Annotated in this window: 9 protein-coding genes and 1 pseudogene; all 10 read left to right on the top strand. The window is 43.1% G+C overall.

Going from position 1 to position 14,168, the window contains the following annotated elements; genetic code table 11:
* The first annotated feature begins 174 nt into the window (after positions 1 to 174).
* Entirely contained in the window at positions 175 to 2,640 is a 2,466-nt protein-coding gene (locus VIN08_RS09360; protein ID WP_331963611.1) for an ABC transporter permease, read from the top strand.
* A gap of 248 nt (positions 2,641 to 2,888) precedes the next feature.
* Positions 2,889 to 5,354, top strand: coding sequence for an ABC transporter permease (locus VIN08_RS09365; RefSeq protein ID WP_331963614.1), 2,466 nt, complete (start codon positions 2,889 to 2,891; stop codon positions 5,352 to 5,354).
* Between the two features lie 109 nt (positions 5,355 to 5,463).
* Positions 5,464 to 6,270 carry a CsgG/HfaB family protein gene (locus tag VIN08_RS09370; RefSeq protein WP_331963617.1) on the top strand — a complete coding sequence of 269 codons (807 nt, stop codon included), beginning with the start codon at positions 5,464 to 5,466 and terminating at the stop codon, positions 6,268 to 6,270.
* Positions 6,267 to 7,889, top strand: coding sequence for a hypothetical protein (locus VIN08_RS09375; RefSeq protein ID WP_331963620.1), 1,623 nt, complete (start codon positions 6,267 to 6,269; stop codon positions 7,887 to 7,889). The genes VIN08_RS09370 and VIN08_RS09375 overlap by 4 nt, the downstream gene beginning before the upstream one ends.
* A 12-nt stretch (positions 7,890 to 7,901) precedes the next feature.
* Positions 7,902 to 8,765, top strand: coding sequence for a DUF6175 family protein (locus tag VIN08_RS09380; RefSeq protein ID WP_331963623.1), 864 nt, complete (start codon positions 7,902 to 7,904; stop codon positions 8,763 to 8,765).
* 447 nt (positions 8,766 to 9,212) lie between these two features.
* Complete coding sequence (locus VIN08_RS09385; protein ID WP_331963626.1) at positions 9,213 to 10,100, top strand: branched-chain amino acid transaminase; 888 nt, start codon at positions 9,213 to 9,215, stop codon at positions 10,098 to 10,100.
* Positions 10,101 to 10,222: 122 nt separating this feature from the next.
* A complete protein-coding gene (gene ilvD, locus VIN08_RS09390; RefSeq protein ID WP_331963629.1) occupies positions 10,223 to 11,908 on the top strand; it encodes a dihydroxy-acid dehydratase in 1,686 nt (561 codons plus the stop codon).
* Positions 11,883 to 13,637: a biosynthetic-type acetolactate synthase large subunit gene (gene ilvB, locus VIN08_RS09395; protein WP_331963632.1), complete on the top strand. Its 1,755-nt coding sequence runs from the start codon at positions 11,883 to 11,885 to the stop codon at positions 13,635 to 13,637. The genes ilvD and ilvB overlap by 26 nt, the downstream gene beginning before the upstream one ends.
* Before the next feature lie 66 nt (positions 13,638 to 13,703).
* The gene (locus tag VIN08_RS09400; protein WP_331963635.1) at positions 13,704 to 13,997 is read left to right on the top strand and encodes a hypothetical protein; all 294 of its coding nucleotides are present in this window, start codon (positions 13,704 to 13,706) and stop codon (positions 13,995 to 13,997) included.
* Positions 13,998 to 14,052: 55 nt separating this feature from the next.
* Positions 14,053 to 14,168: pseudogene (locus tag VIN08_RS09405) on the top strand (ketol-acid reductoisomerase); the annotation flags it as partial.

The raw sequence follows: 14,168 nt of genomic DNA on the forward strand, positions 1-14,168 counted from the left end.
ATTAACGGTTTAACAGTTCCATAATCGAACACTTTCCTTTTCACATCGTACGATCGTTATCCATAAAACAGCGTTTCTGCTATAGAATCCTGCTGGTATAACCTTTGTCATGAGAGGAGAGACGCAAACCTTCACCGCATGATTAAATACTATATTCTTCTGTTTGTCCGCAATATGAGACGACAGAAATTATTCTCGGCTATAAACCTGTTGGGCTTAACAGCCGGTATTGTGAGCACGTTGCTAATATACCTGTATGTGCAGCATCAATTCAGTTACGATCGTTTTCATGCTAATGCCGATCATATCTTTCGTATCAACCAGACATTTATTTGGGGCGAGAACGATGAGCATCAGTTCTCCTCTACTGGTCCGGGTGTAGCCTATGCGTTGCAAGCCGAGATACCGGAAGTAAAGGAGGTAACACGCGTACATGCTCCGGGAAATTTCCTGGTGTCGTATACCAATGCCAAACACGAGTCGCGGTCGTTTGATGAGAAAGGTATATTTGCGGTTGACTCTAACTTTCTGAAAGTATTTACTTTCCCATTGTTAAAAGGTAATGTAGAATCATCGCTTCGTTATCCCAACAGTGTGGTGCTAACAGAGTCGACAGCGAAGCGCTATTTTGGTGAAGAAGATGCTGTAGGCAAAATACTGGAAGTAGATAACATCATTACCGATACAAACTACGGGGGCACTACCGTTGCGCCCAGGCAGGCTTATGAAGTAACGGGTGTAGTACAAGACCCACCGGAGAATTCCTATATACAGTTTGATATACTCGTGTCGATGAGCAGCTTCCCCAGGGTAAAGAAGCAAAGCTGGAGCTGGATTTGGACTACTTTTGAAACATACGTGTTGCTGGACGAACATGCTTCGATAGAAGCGGTGAGCTCCAAACTGCCTGCGCTGCCAAGAAAATATGCAGAGGCTACCCTGCAGAATGTTATGAATCAATCGTTCGATGACTATACCAAAAACGGCAAGAAATGGGAATTATTTGTGCAGCCACTTACCAGCATCCATTTATACTCTTCCAATGTATATAATCGCCTGAACGATGTAGGCAGCATAACAACGCTCTATATATTGATGGGTGTGGAAGCATTTATCATTTTATTGTCGTGCATCAACTTTATGAATCTCTCTACAGCACAATATACTCGCAGAATAAAAGAATCGAGTCTGCGCAAAGTGCTGGGATCAGACCGCTCGCAACTGGCCATGCATTTCTTTTCCGAAGCGTTAATGTTCTGTGTATTGGCAGCTGCTATCGGCTTGGGTATAACACAACTGGTGTTACCATACTTCAATGTAATGACGGGCAATGATCTGCACTTGCGTTTATTCAGCAGTCCCGAAGTGATCGTTGCACTTGCTGTGTTAATTATACTCATGAGCGTTCTCTCCGGAAGTTACCCGGCTATATTTCTGAGCAAATTCTCTCCGGTAGAAGCGATGAAAGGAAAGCTGCGCACCGGCAAGCAGGGAAGAACTTTACGCAACGGACTCGTTACCTTTCAGTTTGTGATCTCGATGGTGCTGATCGTTTCTACAGTAGTGGTATTTCAGCAACTCCATTACCTGGCAAGTAAAGATATAGGCTTTAACCGCGAGAACCTGGTAATCGTCAATCGTGCAGAATGGATAAACGATAAGAAAACATTTCTGCATGCCATGGAAAATATACCAGGCGTGGAAGAAGCATCCTGGACAACCGCAGCGCCTCCCCGTATCTATGATGGCGATCAGTTTATGGCAGAAGAACGCAGCGACAAAGCGATATCACTCAACTACGTAAAAGCGGATGATCACTACTTATCAACACTCGATCTGAAGCTGGTGGTAGGACGAAACTTCTCGGATGCCACACAGGCTGATAAAGAACGGGTGATCCTGAATGAAGCAGCTGTAAAAGAATTTGGCTGGAAGGTAGATGAAAGTGTACTGGGTAAAAAAGTAAGTTACCCCGGACAAGGAAAGTCGTTTGAAGTAGTGGGCGTTGTAAAGGATTTTAACTACTGGGCGTTGCAGGCTCCGATACAGGCACTGGGTATATTTCATGTGGAAGGATCAATATTCTCCAACGACCATCAATATATAGCGCTGCGCATCAAGCCGGGCGATGCTGATACGTGGAACGCATTTATGAGCGCGTTGCAGAAGAACTGGAAACAATATACCGGTGATGCTCCCTTTCAGTATGAATTTGTAGACCAGGCTTTTGCTGAAACGTTTAAAGCCGAAGCGCAATTTGGTAAAGCATTGATCGTATTTGCATCGCTCGCTATTATGATTGCCTGCTTCGGATTGTTGGGTATGATCATCTATACCCTGGAGCAACGCACCAAAGAAATTGGTATACGCAAAGTAGTAGGTGCTTCTGTATGGAGTATATGGATCATGATCGTAAAAGACTATACTTATCTTATACTCGCAGCCGTTGCCTTGAGCACACCGTTCTGCATCTGGTTCCTTAACAACTGGCTCGAAGATTTCAACTATAGAATAGTGTTAACTCCGTGGTCGTTCGTAATAGCAGGCGGTAGTTTGTTGCTCGCGGCCATCAGTATAACCAGCTATCACGTATTGAAAGCAGCGCGAATGAACCCCGTAAGCGTACTTAAAGACGAATAAATTTATTACTCATAGTCACAGATTTATGCAGAGAAGAGGGCCTCTTCATCTGTATAAATCTGTGAAATATGTGGGAGCTTTTTGCCTTTCTTCTGCGTCTGCCCGCGCGATCTGCGGGAAATAATTATATCCGGAATCGAACGCCATCCCCTGATACCGGACGCTTCTCTCTTCCCAAAAATGCTTTTCTGCCGTAATTTCGCTGCTGGTATGACCTTTGTCTAAAACAACATCAAACTATCAGCAGCATGATCCGATATTACTTTCTCCTCTTCTTTCGCAACATCAAACGTCAGAAATTATTCTCATTCATCAACCTTGTTGGTCTCACTGCCGGTATTGTAAGTACACTGCTTATATACCTCTATGTGCAGCATGAGTTTAGTTACGATACTTTTCATAAGAACGCGGAGAATATATATCGTATCAACCAGACGTTTATCTGGGGCGAAAAAGATAACAAACAATTTGCTTCGCTTGGTCCTGGCGTTGCGTACGCTATAAAAGCCGAAATACCAGAAGTAAAAGAAGTAACGCGCATACAACCTCCCGGAAATTTTCTGGTGACCTATGCGGAAGGAAATGACGGCATAAAGTCTTTTGATGAAGGAAATATACTTGCCGTTGATTCCAACTTCTTCGATGTATTTACTTTTCCACTTGTTAAAGGAGATATCAAGACAGCGCTGAAGAAGCCGCATTCATTGATCCTGACTGAGTCGACTGCGAGGAAATATTTTGGCAACGAAGAGGCTATTGGTAAACTTCTTGAATTTGGTGCCGACAGTGTAAAACAAACAGGAGAAGTTACAGCTATAGTAAAAGATGTTCCGGATAATTCCTATATCCAGTTCGATATGCTGATATCGATGAATAGCTTCCCGGCTGTAATGCGCTCGAATGACCTTTGGTTATGGACAACCTTCGAAACATTTGTATTGCTCGATGAACGCGCTTCAGTTGCAGCATTGGAATCCAAACTTGCTCCACTGCCCCGTAAATATGCCGAAGGTACATTGCAGCGCGCCATGAACCAGTCGTTCGATGACTATATCAAAAGTGGAAAAGAATGGAACCTGTTTGTGCAGCCGTTCACTTCTATTCATTTGCATTCTACCAATGTATATAACCGGTTGAACAGCACCGGTAACATCACCACGGTATATACTTTGATGGGCGTGGAAGTGCTGATCATTTTGTTGTCGTGTATCAACTTTATGAATCTTTCCACGGCACAGTATACCCGCAGAATAAAAGAATCGAGTCTGCGCAAGATCATGGGCTCCGATAAACTTCAACTGGCATTGCATTTCTTCTCAGAGGCATTTATGTTCTGTTGCCTGGCAGCACTGGTAGGTTTTGGCCTGATCCAGATATTATTACCATTCTTCAATGTACTTACCGGCAATGATCTGCATTTGAATTTACTGCAGGATCAAAGTGTACTCTGGATTTTACTGGCATTGATTGTAGTGATGAGTCTGCTCTCCGGAAGTTACCCCGCTATATTTCTGAGTAAATTTTCTCCGGTAGAGGCGATGAAAGGGAAAGTGCGCACCGGCACACAAGGTAAGGCTATACGCAATGGCCTGGTAACCTTTCAATTTGTTATCTCGATGATATTGATCGTTTGTACGATCGTAGTGTTTCAGCAGATCAGATTTTTAGCGCAGAAAGATATAGGCTTTGATCGCGAAAATCTGTTAGTAGTAAACCGCGTAGAGTGGGTTAATGATAAAGAGACATTCTTAAATGCGTTGGAAAATATAAAAGGCGTGCAGAAAGCTTCGTGGTGTAGTGCCGTGCCACCCTATATTTATGATGGCGATCAGTTCAGTGCAGAAGGCTCGGGTGGTAAAGTTACTCCCATCAATTACCTGAAGGCGGATGAGGAGTTTGTATCAACACTTGGATTGGAATTGAAGGTTGGCAGACAATTTTCAAAAGATATACCAGGAGATAAAGATCGCGTGATCCTGAATGAAACCGCAGCGCGTGCACTGGGATGGAATGTAGATGAGCAAATACTGGGAAAGAAGATCAGCTATACCGGTCGCGGACAATTTGAAGTAATTGGTGTAGTACGCGATTTCAATTACTGGTCACTTAACCAGGTTATACAGCCCATGGCTATATTTCATATTAACGGTGAAGTATTTTCTGTAGGGCAACAATTTGCTGTAATGCGTGTAACACCGGGTGATGTGGACGCTGTAAAATCATTGCTCGCATCTGTTGAAAAAGACTGGAAGCAATTTGCCGGTAACAATCCATTCCAATATAATTTTGTAGATGATTCATTCGACCGGAATTTCAAATCAGAAGAGAAATTTGGTCATGCACTCACTGTGTTTGCAGCGCTGGCTATATTAATTGCCTGCTTTGGTTTATTGGGTATGATCATCTATACTTTAGAGCAGCGCACCAAAGAAATAGGTATACGTAAAGTAGTAGGAGCCTCCGTTGGCAACATCTGGATGCTGATTGTGAAAGACTATACCATGCTGATCATGCTTGCCATTGTTGTAAGTACACCCTTGTGTATCTGGGGACTGCATCATTGGCTGGAGGAATTTCAATATCGCGTGTCTATCTCGGCATGGCCGTTTGTTATAGCGGGCGGAAGTATATTGATCACCGCCTGGATCATAACCAGCTATCATGTTATCAAAGCAGCGCTTACCAATCCGGTTAAGGTTTTGAAGGACGAGTAACGCCTCAATAGCAAGGAATTGTACAGACTTCATCAGGAAGAATGATTATTCAGAGTATTAATCTTACACACTGTGTAAGACATGCTTTTTTCTGAATACTTTTGGCTAAATGAAGTCTGTATATATTGTTATTGCACTATGGTGTCAGACACTGATAGCTATATCTTCGCCTGTATCGGGAAAGAGGGCCGTTGCTATATTGCCTTTTTCAAGTGAAGATGCTGGTCTTTCTGCAAGCGGAAAACTCAAGGAATACTATACATTTGTTTCGAGCGCTTTTCTGCGCGATGGCAGATTTACTGTTGTTGAGAGAAACTCATGGGAGTTGATCCACCAGGAAAGAGAGTTGCAAAAATCAGAAGAGTTTATTGATGGTACAGTAATTGAACAAGGCAAAAGTATAGGTGCTGAGTATCTTGTTACTGGTTTCTTCTATGTAAAACAGAATGCCTATTCGGTAAAACTGTCGTTGATTGATGTGGCAACAGGAGAGTTGACAGGTAGCCAGATAATTGATTTTTCTTCTGCTCAATTTCAGGAAGCTTCAGGAAGCACAGCCTCCGTTGCATCGATGGTTATGGTAAACAAGATCCGAAAGGATTTTATCTATAAGTATTTTCCCCAGCCAAAATTTATAGTTCTCCGAAAATTAGGGAACGCTGAAAAATCCAAATTGCTGTTGGTAGCTGCGGGGGCAAAAGATGGTATTCAACGAAAAGACATCATGGAGATTGTTGTTCTGCAAGAAGAGATTATGGAAGGGAAAACTGTTGAGCGACATGTGCAGGTTGGGAAAGGAAAAGTAACGAAAATTGAAAATGAAAATTTTTGCATCGTTACTGTTACATACGGTTTAAAAGAGATCAATAAAAATCTGGTGGATAGTATCAGACTATATTCTAAAATATCACTATGAGTTTTATATACGTTACCCGTGGCAGTTATTGGTTCGCTGTAATTCTTTATTTTGTTATTTTCTCTGCGTCCGCTCAGCAATACACGGTAAGAGTTAATCCTGTTACTGCAGGAGTAAATATTCCGATGAGTGTAAAGCGGGCAGCGCAAGAGACCGTGATGAATATTTTTGAAAACGATTCGCGCTTTACAGTAACCGAAGCGAATCCATCCATAGAAGTATATATTAATATCTATGGTTTCCGCACAAAGGAATATCAAATGAAGGATCCGGCTCCCGTGGCAGGCGGACAGCTACCCAGGATGCTGAGCATGAAGCTGACGGAAATATCGTGGACTGTTAGATTTATAGAAACAGCCGGTAACAGGATCATTTCTGTACGTAATTATTTTCAACGATCAGACTCCGAGATAACACAGAAGGAGCCGTGGGATAAAAATCCAACTACAGATGTACAGAATAATTTCAGTACTGTGATCAGCGAACAGGTACTGCAGGCTTTCCCCATACAATTTACGGTTGCAAAAGAAGGTGAGAGGGGTTCGGCTTTACTATTAACTACCGATGTTCATTCAAGACCTTTGATTGGTAAAAAAGGTAAAATATATAGGGCGATAAAACAAACGTATAACAATGGCGAAGCTGTGCGCAAGGTAAACGTAGGAGAGTTTTCTGTTCGCGAAAAATTGGAAGGAGCAAAATATAGTGCTTCCATTGAAGATGGCAAACGCGATATACTGGAAGCATTAAAAAACGGAGAAATATTACTTGCTGAGAAAGGCGAGGTGGAAGAAAGCAATATCTCGCGCAAGAGTATAGCGGTTATTCCATTTACATCTGGTATCGATACACTGGGCATCCATCAGCAGAACCTCGCCATGAATATGGTTGTAGAGTCGTTCCTGGAAAATCATCAGTATACATTGTTAGATCACAGCGCTTATTCTAAATCGTCTGTAACCGATCTTTCACAGGACCTCGATAAGATCAGAAAGGATAAAACTATTGCAGCCGATTATTTATTGACAGGGCATATATATACATTCGGTACAGCCTATCACAAGAATACAGGAAGCTTCGATGTTGTCAAGAATGGATATTACTCTACGATGAAAATCGGTGTCAAGCTTATTGATCTGGAAACCGGTGCCGTGGTGAAGGATGAATTTATCGAGAGCAATCAGATCGATCATCACATGCAATTGCCGCACATGACAGACGCAACATCTTCTTTGCAAATGGCATTGAATTCGTTTGTAAGTCGTGTTAATCACATGGTATTGAAAGGCGAGTTGCTGGAAGTAATTCAGATCACCGAGGCGAAATCGGCCAAAGCACAAAAGATATTGATCGCTGGTGGTACTGCTCGGGGTTTGGCTTCAACGTACGCGTATGGTATAACAGAAATGATTTATCCTAAAGTACCTTTCGAGATTGTTCAGATATTGGAAGAAGAAGTTGATGGTAAAAAACTTCAACGTTACGAACGCATTGGCGAGGCAAAAGTAGAAGACGTAGAGGGGCCGTTGTTTGCGCAATGTAAAGTAACCAAAGGCAATGAAGCTGTTTATACGGCATTGCAACAGGGGGCAAAACTGTTATGTCGTGCTCTGAATTAAATTTGTTTTATTATGTATCGTAATTATACGCTGGCGTTTATCTCGTTTCTTTTTCTGGGTATACTCAATATAGCTGCACAAGCACAGGTAACTCCTTCCGTAGCGCCCACTATCATGGTTATAGCTAACCGTGACTCTACCAGTAAGGATGAAGCTGATGTTCAGGTTGCTATTCAGAAAGTAAAAGAACTCTTTGAGTCGCAGGGATTCAGAACAATAGATATAGCAGTGAAAGAAAAGCAGACAGCTTCCGACAGAGCATTTGAACGCGAAAATAAAGTATCACCGAGACAGGAATTACTGGAGGCGTATGCAGCCGATATACTGGTTGAAGTATTGGCCATACGCAAGTATAGCAGTAATGGTAACGCGGCTACTGTATTGATTACCGGATATGATGCATCCACCGGAAAGAATCTGGCTAACCGAACAGGTTACTCACAGAAATTTTATACCGATGATTTCTCCCGACTTACACTGCGTGCCGTGAATGCATGCACACCGGAGTTTATTGCGGTCATTCAGGAAAATTACCAGCAGGCACTTCAGCAGGGAAGACCTGTATCGATGAATATTACTTTTGATTTCAATTCCCGCTATACGATGTATTCACGTGTAGGTACTTCTAAAATAGAACTGGCTGAAGCATTGGAAGACTGGATACAGAGCAATGCCTTTAAGCAAGTATATAAGATAAATGGTTTGGCAGAAACGAAATTGATAGTGGATGAAATGCGTGTTCCTGTAAAAGATCAGGAAGGTAAACCGATTCGTCTTACCAAATTCTTTGCAGGCTTACAAACATATCTGCAACAGTTCGGGCTGGAAACTACTCGCGATATACAGGGTTCTAAAATATTTGTAACAATAAAATGAAATATACCGGTATATATATACTACTCATCATTGGCGGGCTCGTAAGTAGACAAAAATGAAGCAGGAAGTGTCGTTGATACCTATACAAAGTCGGTAGAATTTACCTTAAAACGGTAAGCGTACAAACACCTGTAAGCAGTAGCTAACATTCGTTTTTAGCGGAATTTTCAAATATTTTTCTCGTTTCACTTGAACGGTACGCGATTATTTGTGACAATTGTACTCGCACAGAATTTTATGATGAAAAATCAAAGAATCACCGAACGCTTGTTAAACTCTACGGAGTTGAACAGACTTACTGTGCTTGTCATTATCGTGAACATTCTACTTGTCAAACCCGCAGGGGCGATAGTGATTTAATATTTTAAACAGAACATCACAGACCGCCCCGATAGCCTCGGGGCGGTTTTGTTTTATATAAGAAATTACAAACTAACAGTTGTAAATATGTACTACACGAAAGACACGATCTTATTCCTGAATGGCAAGTTCATAAAGGCTGTTGATGCACACACTGATCTGTATAGTCAATCGCTACACTATGGATTTGGCGCGTTCGAAGGGATCCGTGCCTATCAGACCATGAACGGAGTAAAGATCTTTAAAGCGTATGAACACTTCGAGCGTCTGAAAAAAAGTTGTGCACTGGTTGGTATCCCTTTCAATTACGAAACAGAAGAACTTGTACAGATCGCCTATCAATTACTGGAGAAGAATGATATGGGCGATGCCTATATACGACCACTGGTATACTGCGGCCCCAATATGCAGTTAACACATACCGATGAGGTATATCTGATGATGTGTACGTGGGAGTGGGATAAATATCATGGAGAGAAGCAACTGAAGATGTGTATCTCATCCTACCAGCGTCCCAACCCCAACTCACTCAAAATGGAGGCAAAAGTTACCGGTCATTATGTAAACTCAATCCTGGCAACAAGCGAAGCAAAAGTAAGAGGATACGATGAAGCCCTGATGCTTGACATGGAAGGCAACATCGCGGAAGCACCCGGTGCAAATTTCTTCATGGAAAAGAACGGTGTGTTATATACTCCTTCACTGGGACATATACTCCCCGGTATAACACGTCAAACAGTCATCAACATTTGTCGTGAGCTGGATATACCGGTAAAAGAAAAACAAATAAAAGTAGAAGAACTCGAGACTGCCGACAGTGCCTTTCTGTGTGGTACGGCTGCTGAGATCGTAGGCATTGAATCCATCGATGCAAAGCCTTTTGGCAAACCCTGGTACGATAGCCTGGGTGCTACTGTGCAAGAGGCCTATAAATGTCAGGTACTCGAGAAATCATTCAGTTACGTCATCATCTAAACAACCAGATGTCCGTGGAAAAAGCGGAGTATCCTTCGGGATACTTCCTTTATCCGCGAGATAAAAATCAAAGCAAGAATACGAAGGGAAGAATTTTTTAAACTTAATCATTAACCAATAACGTGAGCAAAGAATTAAATAAGTACAGCAAGACATTGACGCAAGACCCAACCTTGCCTGCTGCACAAGCCATGCTATACGGAATCGGTCTTACCGATGACGACATGCAGAAAGCACAGGTAGGAATTGTAAGTACAGGATATGATGGCAACACCTGCAACATGCACCTGAACGATCTTGCACAAGATGTAAAAACGGCTGTATGGGATAACGACCTGGTAGGATTGATCTTCAATACAATTGGCGTAAGTGATGGCATGAGTAACGGTACAGAGGGTATGCGTTATTCGCTGGTAAGCCGTGAGATCATTGCTGATTCGATCGAAGCGGTATGTGGCGCGCAATACTATGACGGACTGATTGCTGTAGTAGGATGTGATAAGAATATGCCGGGGGCATTGATTGCGATGGGAAGATTGAATCGTCCTGCGATCATGGTATATGGCGGAACTATAGCGGGTGGTCACTGGAAAGGACAAGAGCTCAACATCATCTCAGCTTTTGAAGCGCTGGGACAAAAAATGGCGGGCAATCTTTCTCCGGAAGATTTTAAAGGTATAGTAAAGAACTCATGTCCGGGTGCCGGTGCATGTGGTGGTATGTATACTGCTAATACAATGGCTTCTGCTATTGAAGCACTGGGTATGTCATTACCATATTCATCATCCAATCCTGCGGTGAGCGATGATAAGAGAACGGAATGTATAGCATCGGGTAAAGCGATCAGAAATTTACTGTCGCTTGATCTGAAGCCACGCGACATCATGACCTTTAAAGCATTTGAGAATGCTATTACCGTAGTGATGGCACTGGGTGGTTCAACCAATGCTGTGCTTCACCTTATCGCCATGGCGAAATCGGTAAATGTAAAGATCACACAGGAAGATTTCCAGCGTATATCAGACAAGACTCCACTGCTTGCAGACTTTAAACCCAGCGGTAAATATCTGATGGATGCACTGCACAAAATTGGTGGTGTTCCTTCTGTCATGAAATATCTGTTGGAAAAAGGTTTTCTCCATGGCGATTGTGTAACCGTAACGGGTAAAACACTTGCCGAAAATGTGAAGGATGCTCCTTCGCTCGACTTTGCCAAACAGGATGTTATATACCCGATCGAAAAACCACTGAAGCCTACTGCACACTTGCAGATACTCTATGGTAATCTCGCAGAGAAAGGTTCAGTAGCAAAGATCACGGGTAAAGAAGGCGAGAAGTTCAAAGGACCTGCTCGTGTATTCAATGGAGAATTTGAATTAGTAAATGGTATACAAAGCGGTCGTGTAAAAGCCGGAGATGTAGTGGTGATCCGCTATGTTGGTCCGAAAGGAGCACCCGGTATGCCGGAGATGTTAAAGCCTACTTCAGCTATTATGGGTGCGGGTCTCGGTAAATCTGTAGCGATGATTACCGATGGACGTTTCTCCGGAGGTTCACACGGATTTGTTATAGGTCACGTTACACCGGAAGCGTATGAAGGTGGAAATATAGCGCTCGTAGAAGAGAATGACCTGATTGAGATCGATGTTCAGAAACATACCATCAACCTGTTGGTAGATGACCAGACGATAGCCAAACGTAGAGCAGCCTGGACAAAGCCAGGACTGAATGCCAAGAATGGAATTTTATTGAAGTATGCCAAACAAGTAAAAACTGCTGCTGATGGATGCGTTACTGACGAAGACTAAACCTGCTGCTGAAAAGGAAGCACAACAGAAGAAAAAGATTTCCGGCTCGGAAGCCTTGTTGAATTCCCTCGTTGCAGAAGGTGTCGATATAATTTTCGGCTATCCGGGTGGCGCTATCATGCCGGTATACGATGCACTCTATAGTTATTCCGACAAACTGAATCATATACTGGTTCGTCACGAGCAAGGAGCTATACATGCAGCGCAAGGTTTTGCACGCGTATCTGGCAGAACAGGAGTAGTGTTTGCAACGTCAGGGCCAGGCGCCACAAACCTGGTAACAGGTCTGGCAGATGCATGCATCGACTCAACGCCATTGGTATGTATCACGGGGCAGGTGTTCGCACACCTGTTGGGAACAGATGCTTTCCAGGAAACCGATGTGATCAACACAACCTTGCCGGTAACAAAATGGAATGTGCAGGTAGCAGAAGCAAAAGATATAGCACCGGCTGTAGCAAAGGCTTTCTATATAGCAAAGACTGGCAGACCCGGTCCTGTGCTGATCGACATTACCAAGAATGCACAGAATGAAATGATCGATGAGTTCGAGTATAAAAAATGCGAACACATCCGTACCTATAAACCGAAGCCTGTGCTGCAGCCATCGCAGGTTGAAAAAGCAGCCGAGCTGATCAATGGAGCGAAGCGCCCCTATATATTGGCCGGACAAGGTATATTATTGTCAGGCGCTACCAAGGAGTTGATCGCTTTTTCTGAAAAGACTGGTATACCAGTAGCCTGTACGTTGCTTGGCCTGGGAGCTTTCCCCACCGATCACCCGAACTATGTTGGCTATTTGGGTATGCATGGTAACTATGGTCCGAACGTTAACACCAATGAGTGTGATGTATTGATCGGTATAGGTATGCGCTTTGACGATCGTGTTACAGGCAACGTAAGCAAGTATGCGAAGCAGGCGAAAGTAGTACACATCGATATTGACAAGGCGGAGATCGACAAGATCATCAAGACCGAAGCCTTTATACATGCCGATGCAAAAGAAGCATTGGAAGCATTGATACAGAAATGTAATCCCGGCAAACATACCGAGTGGGTTGACAGCTTCCACAAACTCAATGACATTGAGTATAACAAAGTCATTCATCGTGAGTGTAATCCTTCTGAAAAAATTACGATGGGTGAGGTGATCAGCAATCTCTCCACATTATCGAAAGGTGAAGCAATTGTAGTAACCGATGTAGGCCAGCATCAGATGGTAACATCACGTTACTATAAATATAAAAATCCGAGAACCAACGTTACGTCAGGTGGAGCAGGTACAATGGGCTTTGCTTTACCTGCTGCGCTCGGGGCTAAACTGGCTATGCCGCAGAACCAGGTTATCGCTGTGATAGGCGATGGTGGCTACCAGATGACGGTGCAAGAGCTCGGAACCATTATGCAGTATGAGATCCCGGTAAAAATCATGGTACTCAACAACAGCTTCCTCGGCATGGTACGTCAGTGGCAGCAGTTGTTCCATGGCAAGCGTTACTCGTTTACCGAGATGACGAACCCTGACTTTATCAAACTGGCCGGTGCCTATAATATCAAGGCGCGCAAAGTAGAAGCACGTGAAGATCTGCAAAGCGCTTTACAGGAGATGCTTGATTCAAAGACCTCTTACTTCCTTGAAGTAGTAGTAGGTAAAGAAGACAACGTCTTCCCGATGGTGCCAGCAGGAGCCGGAGTAGCCGATGTATTACTCGAAGCACCTCCCTGCTAAATCGCGGACATGTACAATCACACTTCACACCACTAGTGGCTTGCAGCCAGTAACTAGCAATTATTTATGAAACAGGACTTCACATTAGAAATACATTCAGATAATAACTTTTCGGTTTTGAACCGGATCGTGAATATTCTGAACCGAAGAAGAGTTCGGATAAAACGGCTCATCGCCCACGAAGCAGAAGATGATTTTCGCAGAGGTGTAGCAGTATTATTACTCTTCACCACCGAAGACATGATTGAAAAAGTAAAACAACAGGTAGAAAAACTGATCGAAGTAGAGCATGCTATATATTATGCAGGCAGCGATCTATACTGTGAACTGAGTGCTAAACACAACGAACAAGCGGTATAAATTACCGACAACCAAACGCAAATACATAAAACGTAAAAACTTAAACACAATAAAAATGGCAAAGATTAATTTCGGAGGAACCATAGAAGAAGTAGTAACGCGCGAAGAGTTCCCGATGGAAAAAGCATTGGAAGTAATGAAGAATGAAACCATAGCAATTATCGGATATGG

Source organism: Ohtaekwangia sp., assembly GCF_036568665.1.
GTDB lineage: Bacteria > Bacteroidota > Bacteroidia > Cytophagales > Cyclobacteriaceae > Ohtaekwangia.

Coding starts and splice junctions, on each gene's coding strand:
- VIN08_RS09360 (WP_331963611.1), top strand. CDS start 175: ATGAGACGACAGAAATTATTCTCGGCTATAAACCTGTTGGGCTTAACA.
- VIN08_RS09365 (WP_331963614.1), top strand. CDS start 2,889: ATGATCCGATATTACTTTCTCCTCTTCTTTCGCAACATCAAACGTCAG.
- VIN08_RS09370 (WP_331963617.1), top strand. CDS start 5,464: ATGAAGTCTGTATATATTGTTATTGCACTATGGTGTCAGACACTGATA.
- VIN08_RS09375 (WP_331963620.1), top strand. CDS start 6,267: ATGAGTTTTATATACGTTACCCGTGGCAGTTATTGGTTCGCTGTAATT.
- VIN08_RS09380 (WP_331963623.1), top strand. CDS start 7,902: ATGTATCGTAATTATACGCTGGCGTTTATCTCGTTTCTTTTTCTGGGT.
- VIN08_RS09385 (WP_331963626.1), top strand. CDS start 9,213: ATGTACTACACGAAAGACACGATCTTATTCCTGAATGGCAAGTTCATA.
- ilvB (WP_331963632.1), top strand. CDS start 11,883: ATGGATGCGTTACTGACGAAGACTAAACCTGCTGCTGAAAAGGAAGCA.
- VIN08_RS09400 (WP_331963635.1), top strand. CDS start 13,704: ATGAAACAGGACTTCACATTAGAAATACATTCAGATAATAACTTTTCG.